Here is a 12873-nt window from a genome sequence, read left to right as displayed (position 1 = left end):
CGCTGCGAAAATCAGCAAGTGCCGTCGTTACACTTCTTGAGGTTGCCGCCCAACGAGTTGAAGTTCGCGTTGACGCTGTTCTTCAGGACGTTGGCGCCCGCGACGATGCCGATGCCGAGGATGCCGGCGATCAGGCCGTACTCGATCGCGGTGGCGCCAGACTCGTTACGAGCGAAAGACTTGATGAGAGAAAGCATTGTTTGGCTCCTGGTTGTCGAATGCCATTCGTTGTGGCATGAGCAAACCTAGCCGCGGCCCCTTAACCGATGATTATTTTCAAGAAATGAGATGACAATTCTGGATGCTTGAATGACATATGGTAAATTATCGCTTCTCTGGTTGCGCTGGGTTGCCAGTGCGCGCGAGCGCCTCTCGGCGCGGGGCGCGTGAGCCATGCGCGCCTACCTTTTCGATATGGATGGAACGCTCGTCGACAGTGCGTCGACGATCCTGGCGTCGCACGCCTCAGCCTTCGCGGCGCTCGGCATGGAGCCGCCAGCCCCGGCGACCTTGCTGGCCCTAGTGGGCGTGTCGCTGATCCCGACCTACGAGGCGCTGGTGGGGCCGGACGGGCCGGTCGAGGACCTGGTCGCGCGCTACCGGGATGCGTTTCGGTCCCGCGTTTCGGCTCCTGGCCATCGTGAGCGCCTCTTTCCCGGGGCCGATGCGGTCCTGAGGCGGCTCGCCGCCCGGCCCGGGACGGCGCTGGGCCTCGTCACCGGCAAGTCGCGCCGGGGCGTGACGCGGATTCTCGACGCGGAGGGATGGGGCCCGCTCTTCGCGACCGTTCAGACCGCCGACGACGCGCCCTCCAAGCCTCATCCGGCCATGGCGCTGCAGGCTCTCGCCGCGATCGGCGCGGAGCCGGGCGACGCGGTCGTGATCGGCGACACCACCTTCGACGTCGAGATGGCGAGGGCCGCAGGCCTGCGTGCGATCGGGGTGGATTGGGGCCATCACGGCCCGGACCTGCTGCGGGCCGCGGGCGCGGAGCGGATCATCTCCAGCTTCGACGAACTGGACCCCTGACGACGGCGGCCGTTCGACGGGCGCACGGCACTGGACAAGGGACGGTCGGGGCTCCACATCCAAGCCCATGACTGACGATGCGCCTGCCTGGTTCCCCCCCGAAGACGAAGCGCCCGATCCCCGGCGGTCCGCCCGGATCGGCTCAAAGCCCGTTCCGCCGCGCCGCTTCTACAGGGAGGCGTCCACCAAGCCATCCGAGGCCGGCTTCGTCCTGACGCTGGACGATCGCCCCGCCCGCACGCCCGCCAAGGCGCCGCTCGCTCTTCCTACGGCCGCCGCCGCGGAGGCCGTCGCGGCCGAGTGGGCGGCTCAGGGGGCGGAGATCGACCCCGCCCGGATGCCGCTCACCCGCCTGGTCAATTCAGGGCTCGACGGCGTCGCCCGGATGCGCGAGGAGGTCGTGGACGACATCGCCCGCTACGCCGGTTCGGACTTGCTGTGCTACCGGGCCGGCGAACCGGCCAGGCTCGTCGCCATGCAGGCCGACGCCTGGGACCCGGTGCTGGACTGGGCGCGCGAGGCGCTGGGCGCGAGATTCTTCCTGACCGAGGGCGTGGTCTTCGCCGAGCAGCCGCCCGGCTCAGTGGAGGCGGTGCGCGGCGCTGTCGCGTCCATTCGGGATCCGATCGCGCTGGCGGCTCTTTCCACCATCACGAGCCTCACCGGCTCCGTCCTGCTGGCGCTGGCCGTGGCCATGGGGCGCCTGTCGGCCGTCGAGGCCTGGGCGGCCGCGCATGTGGACGAGGACTTCCAGATGGAGGTCTGGGGCATGGACGACGAGGCGCTGGAGCGTCGGGCAAGGCGATGGACGGAGATGGAGGCGTCGGCCCGGATGATCCAGCTGATCGGTCTGGCCTAGACGCCTCGCGGCCGCGGGGGTGCCGGCGGGAAGCCGCGCCCTATTTGGGTCTCGTGATCCGCTGGCCGACGCCGGCGCAACAGGAGACCTCCCCCATGGACCAGCCAAAAGTCGTCTACACCGCCCATGCCTCCGCCACCGGAGGCCGCGACGGCCGGGCCGTGTCGTCCGACGGCGTCATCGACGTCAAGCTCTCCGTGCCCAAGGAGATGGGCGGCGCCGGCGGAGCCGCGACGAACCCGGAGCAGCTGTTCGCGGCCGGCTATTCGGCCTGTTTCCTGGGCGCCATCAAGGCCGTGGCCCGCAAGAGCAGCGTCAAGATCCCGGACGACGCCAAGGTGTCGGCCGATGTGGGCATCGGCCCGATCCCGACCGGCTTCGCCATCAAGGTGGACCTGCGCATCTCGCTGCCCGGCATCGAGCGGGCGCAGGCCGAGACCCTGGTGCATGACGCTCACATCGTCTGCCCCTACAGCAACGCCACGCGCAACAATGTCGAGGTCAGCCTGACCGTCGAATAGGCCCTCGTCCATCCGTCGAGTTCCACCGGGCGGCAGGCGCGTGCTAAGCAGCCTGTCGAGGATCATAGTCCGTCTCCGCCGGCCTCCATGGCGGCGACGGGCCGGCGGGACGGGAAGGACGGGGTTCGATGAAGGACATCCTGGAGAGGCTCGACGCGCGGCGCGCCGACGCCAAGCTCGGCGGCGGCGCCAAGCGCATCGAGGCGCAGCATGCGCGCGGCAAGCTCACCGCCCGCGAGCGCATCGAGCTTCTGCTCGACACCGGGTCCTTCGAGGAGTTCGACACCTTCGTGCAGCACCGCTGCACGGATTTCGGCATGGAGGCCAGCAAGGTTCCAGGCGACGGCGTCGTCACCGGCTGGGGCACCATCAACGGCCGCACCGTCTTCGTGTTCGCCAAGGACTTCACGGTGTTCGGCGGCTCGCTGTCGGAGACGCACGCCGCCAAGATCACCAAGATCCAGGATATGGCGCTGAAGATGCGCGCTCCCGTGATCGGCCTCTTCGACGCCGGCGGCGCCCGCATCCAGGAGGGCGTGGCGGCGCTCGGCGGCTATGGCGAGGTGTTCCGCCGCAACGTGATCTCGTCCGGGGTCGTTCCGCAGATCTCCGTCATCATGGGGCCGTGCGCCGGCGGGGACGTCTATTCGCCGGCCATGACGGACTTCATCTTCATGGTGCGCGACACGAGCTACATGTTCGTGACCGGGCCGGACGTGGTGAAGACCGTCACCAACGAGACCGTGACGGCCGAAGAGCTTGGCGGAGCCAAGGTCCACACCACCAAGTCGTCCGTCGCCGACGGCGCCTGGGACAACGACGTCGAGGCGCTCCTGCAGGTGCGCCGCCTGATGGATTTCCTGCCCTCCAACAACACCCAGGGCCCGCCCTCCTGGCCGAGCTTCGACGCGGAGGACCGGGTCGAGATGTCGCTCGACACGTTGGTGCCCGACAACCCGAACAAGCCCTACGACATGAAGGAGCTGATCGCGAAAGTGGTCGACGAGGGCGACTTCTTCGAAATCCAGGAGAGCTACGCCAGGAACATCGTCACCGGCTTCGCCCGGATGGAGGGGCGCAGCGTCGGCGTCGTCGCCAACCAGCCGATGGTTCTGGCCGGGGTTCTGGACTCCGACGCCTCCCGAAAGGCGGCGCGATTCGTGCGCTTCTGCGACGCCTTCAACATCCCGATCGTGACCTTCGTGGACGTCCCGGGCTTCCTGCCGGGCACGGCGCAGGAATATGGCGGCCTCATCAAGCACGGCGCCAAGCTGCTCTTCGCCTATTCGCAGGCCACCGTGCCGCTCGTCACCGTGATCACCCGCAAGGCCTTCGGCGGCGCCTATGACGTGATGGCGTCCAAGCATGTCGGCGCGGACGTGAATTACGCCTGGCCGACCGCCCAGATCGCCGTCATGGGCGCCAAAGGAGCGGTGGAGATCATTTTCCGGCAGGACATCGGCGACGCCGACAAGATCGCGGCGCGCACCAAAGAGTATGAGGAGCGCTTCCTCTCGCCCTTCGTGGCGGCCGAGCGCGGCTATGTCGACGAGGTCATCATGCCGCACGGCACGCGCAGGCGGGTCGCCCGGGCGCTGGCGATGCTGGCGGACAAGAAGGCCGAGCAGCCCTGGCGCAAGCACGATAACCTGCCGCTCTGACGCGAGCCGACATCGTTTGAACGAAATGGGGGACGAAGCCGTTGGTTTAACGGGGTCGTAAGCATGAGCCGTCATGGCTCGCGACCCTTAACCCGCCGCTGACCCGCACGAGGGATGCTGGCGGGAACAACCGTACTTCCTTCAGGAGTTCAGCAGTGCCTTGGTCTGCGTATGATCCCGATTTCTGCGTTCCCGCTTCCCCCATGCGCCAGGACGACGGCGCGGCGGCCTGCCTCTCCGGCCTGAGGCAGGCGCGCGAGGCGGTCCTCTCCGGCTCGGCGCTCGAAGTCGTGGCCGCAAGCGCGGCCGAGGCGCTGCGAAAGGGCGGAAGCGGACCGGTGACCCGGCGCGAAGCCGAGGCCATGTGGGACCTCGCCGTCGCCGCCGAGGGCAGGGCGGATCGCGGTCCGGTCGAGGCGCTGTTCCTCGCCGCCGTCGCCAGCCACCTTCTGTCGCTTTCGACGTCCGTGGGCCCGGCGGCCGCTCCGGCGCTGGCGCGCGGCGCCTGGATCGCGCTGGCGCATGCTCCCGTCGCCAGCCTGGGCGCGTGCTTCGCGCGCGTTCTCACCGCGGTGCTCTCCGAAGACGCGATCTGCGCCGAAGAGGGCTGGGCGCCGCGCGCCGCCGCCGATTCGGCGCTCCGCGAACTCGCGGCCGGCGTCCCGGCGGGGAACTGGGTGGCCGAGCGCCTGTCGCGGACGCCCGCGGCCTCGGCGGTCGAGACGCGGCTCGCCGCTTTTCTGGGCGAACTGGCCCGGCCCCGGGCCGCGAGACTGGCCCAGGCGGCCTGATCCGGCCGCAAGCGCCGGCGGGGCCGAGCGGCCCCGCGCGAGGCGTCAGTCGCCGCGGGTCGCGGCGGCGAAATCCTGGAACGTTCCGACGAAGCCCAACTCGGTCGCGTCGTCGTAGCGCAGATTGAGCCTGCGCTTGGCGGCCAAGCCGCGGATCGCGGCGGGCCGCAGCGCGTCCGGCAGGCCGTAGCCGTCGCCCCTTTCGAGCCGATCGATGTAGCTGGCGTAGGCCTCGTCGAAGCGCATCGCGACGCCGGGCTGGTGGCAGATGGAGCCGACCGCGACGTTGTAGACGTAGCTGCTCTCCGGCACGACGGGCAGCCTGCCGATGCGCCCGATCAGCTGCATGTTGGCGATCACGTCCTCGGCCAGCTCGACGCCTTCGACGCGCGGCGTCATGCAGTCGCGACGCACCAGCGGAACCACGGGCGACGTCAGGCCCATCATCCCCTCGATGTCCAATTCGACCTGGGCGGTCGCATCGCCCAGCACGCGGTAGAGCGTCTCTGCGGTCCCGGCGTCTCGCAGGACGAGGTTGTCGGCCGCCGCGCCGCGCTCGCGCGCCAGCGGCAGGAGACGCTCCAGCCTTTCGGGCGTGATCTCGTCGTCCGCGTCGAGCTGCGTCACGAAGGCGCCGGAGCAGGATTCCAGCCCGACATTGCGGGCCCGGTGACAGCCTGAGCGCACCTTGCCGGTGCTGACCTGGCGGATGCGCGGATCCGCGACGCCCTGGGAGGCGAGGCGGGCGAGGTAATCGCGGCCGTCATCGGACACGATGATCGCCTCCCAGTCCGGATAGGTCTGGGCGAGCACGCTGGCGAGCGCGGCCCGGATGCAGTCCTGCGCGTCGCAGGCCGGAATGACGATCGAGACGAGCATGGCGCGGATCCTGTCCTCTTTGCATCTCTAGCGCTGCGCCCAGGCCGGCGCCAGCCAGGGCGACGTGATTTACATCCAAGAAACCAATGATCGTCAGCGCCGTTTAACCTGAACAATCGTTAGGATCTCCACGTTAACCAGCGCTCCATTCAGGTGGATCAATAGTTACTGCACAAGAGAGACAAGAGCGGCGCAAATAAAGCCGCGGAGGAGCGAGCAGATGAAGGCCAATCGCATCCAGAATATCGTGATCCGCACGATCGAGAAGCAGTCCATCACGCTGGACGACGTGCGGGAGCTGCAGCTGGCCCTGGAAGAGGGCGGCGTCTCGCAGCAGGAAGCCGAGGCCCTGATCCGCATGGAGCGGACCGTGGCCGACTGCTGCGACGCCTGGGGCGACTTCTTCGTCGACACGCTCACCGCCCACCTCGTCTGGGAGCGCCGTCCGACCGGCGTGCTGCGCGACGAAGACGCCGCCTGGCTGCTCACCTGCCTGCAGATGACGCGGACCGGCCCGGCCCGCCATGTGGGGCCGCTGCTGGTGAACCTCGTGCGCGAGGCCGACCGGGTCGACCAGGCCCTGATCGCCATGGCGCTGCAGGAGAACCGCTCCTTCGCCAAGGAAGGCGAGCCCGTCGTCACCGTCATCCGCCGCGCCGCCTGACGCGCCTTCCGCCCTCCGCCGGAGCGGGCGTGCGCAATCGGCGCCGTCTCCGCCCTTCGGTGAGTGGACGCCCCCTCCGGTCCATCCTAGAAACGACCCTGGCTTAGCGGGACCTCGAGCTCGGGACAGGGCATGTTCGAAAAAATCCTCATCGCCAACCGGGGCGAGATCGCCTGCCGCGTCATCAAGACCGCGCGGCGCATGGGCATCAAGACGGTCGCCGTCTTTTCCGACGCGGACCGGGACGCCCTGCATGTCGAGATGGCCGACGAGGCGGTGCATATCGGCCCGCCGCCCGCAGCCCAGTCCTACCTGCTGATCGACCGGATCGTGGAGGCTTGCAGGGCGACGGGCGCGCAGGCCGTGCATCCCGGCTACGGCTTCCTGTCCGAGCGGGCGGCGTTTCCGCAGGCGCTCGAGGCGGCGGGCGTCGTCTTCATCGGCCCCAATCCCCGGGCCATCGAGGCCATGGGCGACAAGATCGAGTCCAAGAAGGCGGCCAACGCCGCCCGGGTCTCGACCGTGCCCGGGCATCTCGGCGTCATCGAGGACCCTGCCCACGCGGTGACGATCGCCGACGAGATCGGCTATCCGGTGATGATCAAGGCCTCCGCGGGCGGCGGCGGCAAGGGCATGCGCATCGCCTATTCGGCCGACGAGGTGGCGGAGGGATTCGCCCGCGCCCGCTCGGAGGCGGCGTCCTCCTTCGGCGACGACCGGGTCTTCGTCGAGAAGTTCATCGTCGACCCGCGCCATATCGAGATCCAGGTGCTGGGCGACAAGCACGGCAATGTCATCTATCTGGGCGAGCGCGAGTGCTCCATCCAGCGCCGCAACCAGAAGGTCATCGAGGAGGCCCCGTCGCCGCTGCTCGACGAGGCGACCCGCCGGCTGATGGGTGAGCAGGCCTGCGCGCTGGCCCGGGCGGTGGGCTATGATTCGGCCGGCACGGTCGAATTCGTCGCCGGTCAGGACCGCTCCTTCTTCTTCCTGGAGATGAACACGCGCCTGCAGGTGGAGCATCCCGTCACCGAAATGATCACCGGCATCGACCTCGTCGAGCAGATGATCCGCGTCGCCGCCGGCGAGAAGCTCTCGATCACGCAGGACGATGTCAGGCTGAATGGCTGGGCGGTGGAGAGCCGCGTCTACGCGGAGGATCCGACGCGGGGGTTCCTGCCGTCGACGGGCCGCCTCGTCAGCTATCGCCCCCCGGCGGAGGGCGTGGTCGGCGACGTGACTGTGCGCAACGACACCGGCGTCTATGAGGGCGGCGAGATCTCGATCTACTACGATCCGATGATCGCCAAGCTGGTCACCCACGCGCCGACCCGGCTGGAGGCGATCGCCGCGCAGGCGAGGGCGCTCGACGCTTTCGCCATCGAGGGCATCCGCCACAACATCCCGTTCCTGTCCGCCCTGATGGACCACGAGCGCTGGAAGTCGGGACGGCTGTCCACCGGCTTCATCGCCGAGGAATTTCCCGACGGCTTCAAGCCGATCCAGCCGGAAGGCGAGACCGCCCATCTGATGGCCGCGGTGGCGGCCGCGATCGACCACAAGATGAACCAGCGCAAGCGCGGGGTCTCCGGCCAACTCCGGGCGGCCGAGCCGGTCAGGTTCGAGCGCGAGCGGGTGGTGCAACTTGGAACGCAGCGCTTCCCGGTCGTCGTCGAGGACATGGCCTACGCCACGGTGGTGCGCTTCGGCGAGGGTCACTCGCACGAGGTCTCCTCGGGGTGGCGGCCGGGCGAACCGGTCTGGCAGGGCGCGGTGGACGGCGTCGAAGTCGCCCTCCAGGTGCGCCCGCTGCTCAACGGGGTGGCGCTCTCCCATGCCGGCGCCGCCGCCGCCGCCCGCGTCTACACGCGTCGGGAGGCCGAGCTTGCGGCGCTGATGCCCGAGAAGGTGGCGGCCGACACGGGCAAGTTCCTGCTCTGCCCCATGCCCGGCCTCGTCAAGACCATCCTGGTCAAGGAAGGCCAGGAGGTGAAGGTCGGCGAGATGCTGTGCATGGTCGAGGCGATGAAGATGGAGAACGTGCTGCGCGCCGAGAAGGACGCCAAGATCTCCAAGATCGTCGCCAAGGAGGGCGAGAGCCTCGCGGTCGACGCGGTGATCATGGAGTTCTCCTGACCGCCCGATGCCGCTCTATTTCGCCTATGGGTCCAATATGGACCGCGCCGCCATGGCGCAGCGCTGCCCGGGGTCCCGCCCGGTGGGACTGGCGCGCCTGCCGCGGCATCGGTTCCTCATCACCGTCGACGGCTACGCGTCGGTGGCGCGCGACCCGCGCCGGACCGTGCATGGCATGCTGTGGGACCTCGCGCTTTCGGACGTGCCCGCGCTGGACCGCTACGAGAGCCTGCACACCGGCCTTTACGCCAAGATCAGCCAGCCTGTCGTGACGCAGGGCGGCGCCAGGCGCGCGCTCGTCTATGTCGGCCGCAGCGCCAGGCCGGGGAAGCCGAAGCCGGGCTATATGGAGGGCGTCCTTGCGGCCGCCCGCGACGCGGGGCTGCCGGCGGAGTACCTGTACGAGCTGGAGCACGGAGAGCCTGCGCCGCGCAGGCCCGGAACGCCGCTCTTCAAGGCGCCGATCTGAAGCCGTGAGCCATCGCGCGGCCTCTCACTCCGGATAGAGATGACAAGCGACGACGCGGCCCGGGGCCGCCTTGCGCGGCGCGGGCGCGACGCTGCGGCAGACCTCCATGACGTGCGGGCAGCGCGGGTGGAAGTGGCAGCCTGAAGGCGGGTTCACCGGGGAGGGCGGCTCGCCCTCCTGGAACGTCATCGCCACCGCGGCGTCGGGGTCGGGCGAGGGCGACGACGCCTTGAGGAGCTGCGTGTAGGGGTGCAGCGGATCCTCGAAGATCTCCGGCACCGGACCGGTCTCCACCACGCGGCCCAGATAGAGCACCACCACGCGCTTGCAGAAGTGGCGCACGACGCCGAGGTCGTGCGAGATGAACACGAAGGCGAGGTTGCGCTCGGCCTTCAGCCGCTCCATCAGCACCAGGATCTGGGCCTGCACGCTGACGTCGAGCGCGGAGACCGGCTCGTCGGCGAAGACGATGTCGGGGCCCAGCGCCAAAGCGCGCGCAATGCCGATGCGCTGGCGCTGGCCGCCGGAGAACTCGTGCGGGAACCGGTCCGCGGCGACCTTGGGCAGCCCGACCTCGTCGAGCAGGCGCTCCACGACCGTGCGCACGTCGCGCCGGGCGGCGAGGCCGTGGACGCGCAGCGCTTCGCCCAGCGCCTCGCCCACGCGCTGGCGCGGATCGAGCGCCGAGGCGGGGTCCTGGAAGACGATCTGCATGCGCCTGCGCAGGCGGCGCAGGTCGCCCTTGGAGGCCTGCAGCACCTGCGCGCCGTCAAAGACGACGTCGCCGCCGTCGGCCTCGATGAGCCGCAAGGCGAGCCGCGCCACCGTCGACTTGCCGCAGCCGGACTCGCCGACGACGCCGAGCGCCTCGCCGCGGCCGACCTCGAAGGACACATGGTCGACCGCCCGCACCGCCACCGTCTTGGCGACGGGCCAGCCGCGGCGGCTGAGGAAAGTCTTGGACAATTCGCGGACCTGCAGGAGCGGGCTGGCGATGGGGGGCGCGTCCGTCATGCCGCCGCCTTCGCCCAGCAGCGCACGCCATGCTGTGGATCGGAGGGCAGGGGCGCGAGCGGCGGTTTCTCGGCGCATTTATCGAAGCGCAGCGGACAGCGCGATTGGAAGCGGCAGCCCGCCGGCATGTCGGGCAGGGTCGGCACCTGTCCCGGGATGGGCGCCAGCGGGATCGACCGATCCACCCGCGGCATCGCGGCCAGCAGGGCCTGGCTGTAGGGGTGCGTCGGAGCCTTGAAGAAGGAGCGCACGGGCGCGCTCTCCACGACGTCGCCGCCATACATGACCATCACCCGGTCGGCCACCGAGGCGACGACGCCCAGATTGTGGGTGATCAGCAGGACGGCGAGGCCCTCCTGCTTCTGGATCTCCGCCAGCAGCGCCAGGACCTGCGCCTGGATGGTGACGTCGAGCGCCGTGGTGGGCTCGTCGGCGATCAGGACGCGCGGCGAGCACGCGAGCGCCATGGCGATCATGACGCGCTGGCGCATGCCGCCGGAGAACTGGTGCGGATAGGCGTCCAGCCGCTCCGTCGCGGCCGGGATGCGCACGCGCTCCATGAGCTCCACGGCGCGCTGGCGGGCCTTCGCCTTGCTCATGCCGCGGTGCTGGAGGAGCGCCTCCGAGATCTGGAAGCCGATCGGCAGGACCGGGTTGAGGGAGGTCATCGGCTCCTGGAAGATCATGCCGATGCGGTCGCCGCGCATCGCCTGCCTCTCGGCCTCGCCCGCGGCCGTCATGTCGACCCCGTCCACCACGATCCGGCCTTCCGAGACGCGGCCGACCCCCGCCGGGAGCAGCCCCATGATGGAGAGCGCCGTCAGGCTCTTCCCGCAGCCCGACTCGCCGACGAGCGCCAGCGTCTCGCGCTGGCGCACCGCAAACGAGACGTCGCGGACGGCGTCGAACCAGCGTCCGGCGATGCGGATCGACGTGGTCAGGCCCTCGACCCGAAGCGCCTCGGGCTCCCGGTCGGCGGAGGTGAGGGCGGCTGGGGCGACGGCGCTCACTGCGGGGCCCTCGGGTCGGTGGCGTCGCGAAGCCCGTCGCCGATCAGGTTCAGGGCGATCATGACCAGCAGGATGGCGAGGCTCGGGAACACCGAGAGCCACCAGGCGTCGAGCAGGTTGTCGAACCCTTCGCGCACGATGCCGCCCCAGGTGGCGGTCGGCGGCGGCACGCCCAGCCCGATGAAGGCGAGCGTCGATTCGGTGCGGATGGCGGTCGCCAGCCACAGCGACGCCATGACGACCACCTCGTCCATGATGTTGGGCAGCACGTGCAGGAACATGATGCGCAGGTCGCCATAGCCCAGCGCCCGGCAGGCGTCGACGAAGTCGCGCTCCTTCATGGCCAGGGTGGAGCCCCGCGCGACGCGGATGAAGGCCGGGATCGCGGTCACGGCGATGGCCAGGATGAGGTTGCGCAGGTTGGGGCCGAGCACCGCGACCAGCATCAAACCCATGATGAGCTGCGGAAAGCTCAGCAGCACGTCGGTCGCCGCCGTGATGGCCTTGTCGATGGCGCCGCCGTAATAGCCCGACACGACGCCGATCACCGTCCCGATCACCACGCCCGCCAGCGTCGCCACGAAGCCGACGAAGAGCGAGATCCGGGCGCCCCAGATGACGCGCGAAAGCACGTCGCGGCCGAAAGCGTCGGTGCCGAACCAGTGCTCGGCGGAAGGGCCGACCAGGTTGAGGATCACGTCCTGGTCGTCCGGATCGTAGGGGGCCACCTTGGCGGCGAAGGCCGCGATCAGGATCATGGCGGCCACCAGCACGACGCCCAGCAGCAGGCCGCCGGAGCGCGTCGCGCGCGTCCAGGCGGAGGGCGCCGCCAGCGACACGGGCGCAGGGGCGAGCGGGGCGGGAGCCGCCGGAGGGGAAGCCGCGGCGTCGCTCATGCTGTTTTCACCCGTGGGTCGACCAGCCCGTAGGTGAGGTCCGTGAGGATGTTGGCGACCACGATGGCGAAGGCCGACACCACCATCAGGCCTTGCAGGAGGGCGTAGTCGCGCTGGTTCAGGGCGGTGACGATCAGCTTGCCGAGGCCCGGCCGGTTGAACACGATCTCGGTCACGACGGCGTTGCCGATGAGCACGCCCAGATAGAGGCCCACCACCGTCACGATCGGGATCAGCACGTTGCGCAGCGCGTGCCGCCAGACGATGAGCCGTTGCGGCAGCCCCTTCGCCCGGGCCGTTCGGATATAGTCCTCCCCCAGCGCCTTCAGCATGCCCGAGCGGGTGACCCGGGTGACGTAGGCCACCATGATCAGGCCCAGATTGAAGGCCGGCAGCACCAGCGCGCGCAGGCGCTCGGCCGGGTCGGCCGCGTTGGCGGTCGAGATCACCGGGAACCAGCGCAGCTGAACGGCGAAGACGATCAGCAGCAGGATCGCCGACACGAAGGCCGGGAAGGAGAGGCCCGCCAGCGAGAACATCCGGGCGAACCAGTCGGCGAAGCCGTCGCGGTTCTGGGCCGCCATGACGCCGAGCGGCACGCCGATCACGACCCCGATCGCCAGCGCCGCCAAGGTGAGCTCGATGGTGAAGGGCAGCACCGCCCAGACATCGGTGACGATGGGGCGGTTGGTGACGAGCGAACGACCCAGGTCGCCATGCAGGATCTGGGTCATGAAGTCCCAGTACTGGGACAGGAGCGGCTGGTCGAGACCCAGCCTCTCGCGCAGCGCCGCGCGCGCCGCCGGGCTCGCCTGGTCGCCCAGGATCACGATGGTGGGATCGCCGGGGACGATCCGCACCAGCACGAAGACGAGCGTCAGGACGGCCCACAGCGTCGGGATCGCGAGGGCCAGCCGCTTGGCGACGAAGCGCAGCATCGGCGG

The 12873-nt window shown here is 69.6% G+C and carries 14 protein-coding genes; 8 read left to right on the top strand and 6 right to left on the bottom strand.

Annotated elements, in window-relative coordinates; genetic code table 11:
• Positions 1–11: 11 nt before the first annotated feature.
• Positions 12–197, bottom strand: coding sequence for a Flp family type IVb pilin (locus ABEG18_RS15185; protein WP_406853895.1), 186 nt, complete (start codon positions 195–197; stop codon positions 12–14).
• 196 nt (positions 198–393) lie between these two features.
• Here ABEG18_RS15185 and ABEG18_RS15180 point away from each other — a divergent pair, with 196 nt between their 5' ends.
• The 5 genes from ABEG18_RS15180 to ABEG18_RS15160 all read left to right on the top strand — a co-directional run bounded on the left by ABEG18_RS15180 (position 394) and on the right by ABEG18_RS15160 (position 4861).
• The gene (locus ABEG18_RS15180; protein ID WP_406853894.1) at positions 394–1029 is read left to right on the top strand and encodes an HAD-IA family hydrolase; all 636 of its coding nucleotides are present in this window, start codon (positions 394–396) and stop codon (positions 1027–1029) included.
• A gap of 67 nt (positions 1030–1096) precedes the next feature.
• Positions 1097–1888: an ATP12 family chaperone protein gene (locus tag ABEG18_RS15175; protein WP_406853893.1), complete on the top strand. Its 792-nt coding sequence runs from the start codon at positions 1097–1099 to the stop codon at positions 1886–1888.
• Positions 1889–1983: 95 nt separating this feature from the next.
• Positions 1984–2409: an organic hydroperoxide resistance protein gene (locus ABEG18_RS15170; protein WP_406853892.1), complete on the top strand. Its 426-nt coding sequence runs from the start codon at positions 1984–1986 to the stop codon at positions 2407–2409.
• 128 nt (positions 2410–2537) lie between these two features.
• Positions 2538–4070 (top strand): acyl-CoA carboxylase subunit beta, encoded by a 1533-nt coding sequence (locus ABEG18_RS15165; protein WP_406853891.1) that lies wholly within the window; start codon positions 2538–2540, stop codon positions 4068–4070.
• Positions 4071–4225: 155 nt separating this feature from the next.
• A complete protein-coding gene (locus tag ABEG18_RS15160; RefSeq protein WP_406853890.1) occupies positions 4226–4861 on the top strand; it encodes a hypothetical protein in 636 nt (211 codons plus the stop codon).
• A 45-nt stretch (positions 4862–4906) separates the two neighbouring features.
• Here ABEG18_RS15160 and ABEG18_RS15155 read toward each other — a convergent pair whose 3' ends face one another.
• On the bottom strand, positions 4907–5740 hold the full coding sequence (locus ABEG18_RS15155; protein WP_406853889.1) for a glycosyltransferase family 2 protein: 834 nt from the start codon (positions 5738–5740) through the stop codon (positions 4907–4909).
• Positions 5741–5960: 220 nt separating this feature from the next.
• On the opposite strand from ABEG18_RS15155, the gene ABEG18_RS15150 reads away from it, so the two are divergent.
• From ABEG18_RS15150 to ABEG18_RS15140, 3 genes are all read left to right on the top strand, one after another.
• Positions 5961–6404, top strand: coding sequence for a hypothetical protein (locus ABEG18_RS15150; RefSeq protein WP_406853888.1), 444 nt, complete (start codon positions 5961–5963; stop codon positions 6402–6404).
• Between the two features lie 132 nt (positions 6405–6536).
• The gene (locus ABEG18_RS15145; RefSeq protein WP_406853887.1) at positions 6537–8540 is read left to right on the top strand and encodes an acetyl-CoA carboxylase biotin carboxylase subunit; all 2004 of its coding nucleotides are present in this window, start codon (positions 6537–6539) and stop codon (positions 8538–8540) included.
• 7 nt (positions 8541–8547) lie between these two features.
• The gene (locus tag ABEG18_RS15140) at positions 8548–9009 is read left to right on the top strand and encodes a gamma-glutamylcyclotransferase (protein ID WP_406853886.1); all 462 of its coding nucleotides are present in this window, start codon (positions 8548–8550) and stop codon (positions 9007–9009) included.
• Between the two features lie 24 nt (positions 9010–9033).
• Here ABEG18_RS15140 and ABEG18_RS15135 read toward each other — a convergent pair whose 3' ends face one another.
• The 4 genes from ABEG18_RS15135 to ABEG18_RS15120 are packed head-to-tail and all read right to left on the bottom strand — an operon-like array spanning position 9034 to position 12867.
• Positions 9034–10023, bottom strand: coding sequence for an ABC transporter ATP-binding protein (locus ABEG18_RS15135; RefSeq protein WP_406853885.1), 990 nt, complete (start codon positions 10021–10023; stop codon positions 9034–9036).
• Complete coding sequence (locus ABEG18_RS15130) at positions 10020–11033, bottom strand: ABC transporter ATP-binding protein (RefSeq protein ID WP_406853884.1); 1014 nt, start codon at positions 11031–11033, stop codon at positions 10020–10022. The genes ABEG18_RS15135 and ABEG18_RS15130 overlap by 4 nt, the downstream gene beginning before the upstream one ends.
• Positions 11030–11929, bottom strand: coding sequence for an ABC transporter permease (locus ABEG18_RS15125; RefSeq protein WP_406853883.1), 900 nt, complete (start codon positions 11927–11929; stop codon positions 11030–11032). Before ABEG18_RS15125 ends, ABEG18_RS15130 begins: the two co-directional genes overlap by 4 nt.
• Positions 11926–12867: an ABC transporter permease gene (locus tag ABEG18_RS15120; RefSeq protein WP_406853882.1), complete on the bottom strand. Its 942-nt coding sequence runs from the start codon at positions 12865–12867 to the stop codon at positions 11926–11928. Before ABEG18_RS15120 ends, ABEG18_RS15125 begins: the two co-directional genes overlap by 4 nt.
• Between the last annotated feature and the right edge of the window lie 6 nt (positions 12868–12873).

Origin of the sequence: Alsobacter sp. KACC 23698 (genome assembly GCF_045348435.1) — a bacterium.
In the GTDB taxonomy this organism is placed as follows: Bacteria; Pseudomonadota; Alphaproteobacteria; order Rhizobiales; family Beijerinckiaceae; genus Alsobacter.
Note: the sequence above shows the minus strand (reverse complement) of the source record. Positions and strands in the feature narration are given on the sequence as shown.

Bases quoted from the DNA above. Each gene is read 5' to 3' on its own strand.
- ABEG18_RS15185 (WP_406853895.1), bottom strand. From the start codon at position 197: ATGCTTTCTCTCATCAAGTCTTTCGCTCGTAACGAGTCTGGCGCCACC.
- ABEG18_RS15180 (WP_406853894.1), top strand. From the start codon at position 394: ATGCGCGCCTACCTTTTCGATATGGATGGAACGCTCGTCGACAGTGCG.
- ABEG18_RS15175 (WP_406853893.1), top strand. From the start codon at position 1,097: ATGACTGACGATGCGCCTGCCTGGTTCCCCCCCGAAGACGAAGCGCCC.
- ABEG18_RS15170 (WP_406853892.1), top strand. From the start codon at position 1,984: ATGGACCAGCCAAAAGTCGTCTACACCGCCCATGCCTCCGCCACCGGA.
- ABEG18_RS15165 (WP_406853891.1), top strand. From the start codon at position 2,538: ATGAAGGACATCCTGGAGAGGCTCGACGCGCGGCGCGCCGACGCCAAG.
- ABEG18_RS15155 (WP_406853889.1), bottom strand. From the start codon at position 5,740: ATGCTCGTCTCGATCGTCATTCCGGCCTGCGACGCGCAGGACTGCATC.
- ABEG18_RS15150 (WP_406853888.1), top strand. From the start codon at position 5,961: ATGAAGGCCAATCGCATCCAGAATATCGTGATCCGCACGATCGAGAAG.
- ABEG18_RS15145 (WP_406853887.1), top strand. From the start codon at position 6,537: ATGTTCGAAAAAATCCTCATCGCCAACCGGGGCGAGATCGCCTGCCGC.
- ABEG18_RS15140 (WP_406853886.1), top strand. From the start codon at position 8,548: ATGCCGCTCTATTTCGCCTATGGGTCCAATATGGACCGCGCCGCCATG.
- ABEG18_RS15135 (WP_406853885.1), bottom strand. From the start codon at position 10,023: ATGACGGACGCGCCCCCCATCGCCAGCCCGCTCCTGCAGGTCCGCGAA.
- ABEG18_RS15125 (WP_406853883.1), bottom strand. From the start codon at position 11,929: ATGAGCGACGCCGCGGCTTCCCCTCCGGCGGCTCCCGCCCCGCTCGCC.
- ABEG18_RS15120 (WP_406853882.1), bottom strand. From the start codon at position 12,867: ATGCTGCGCTTCGTCGCCAAGCGGCTGGCCCTCGCGATCCCGACGCTG.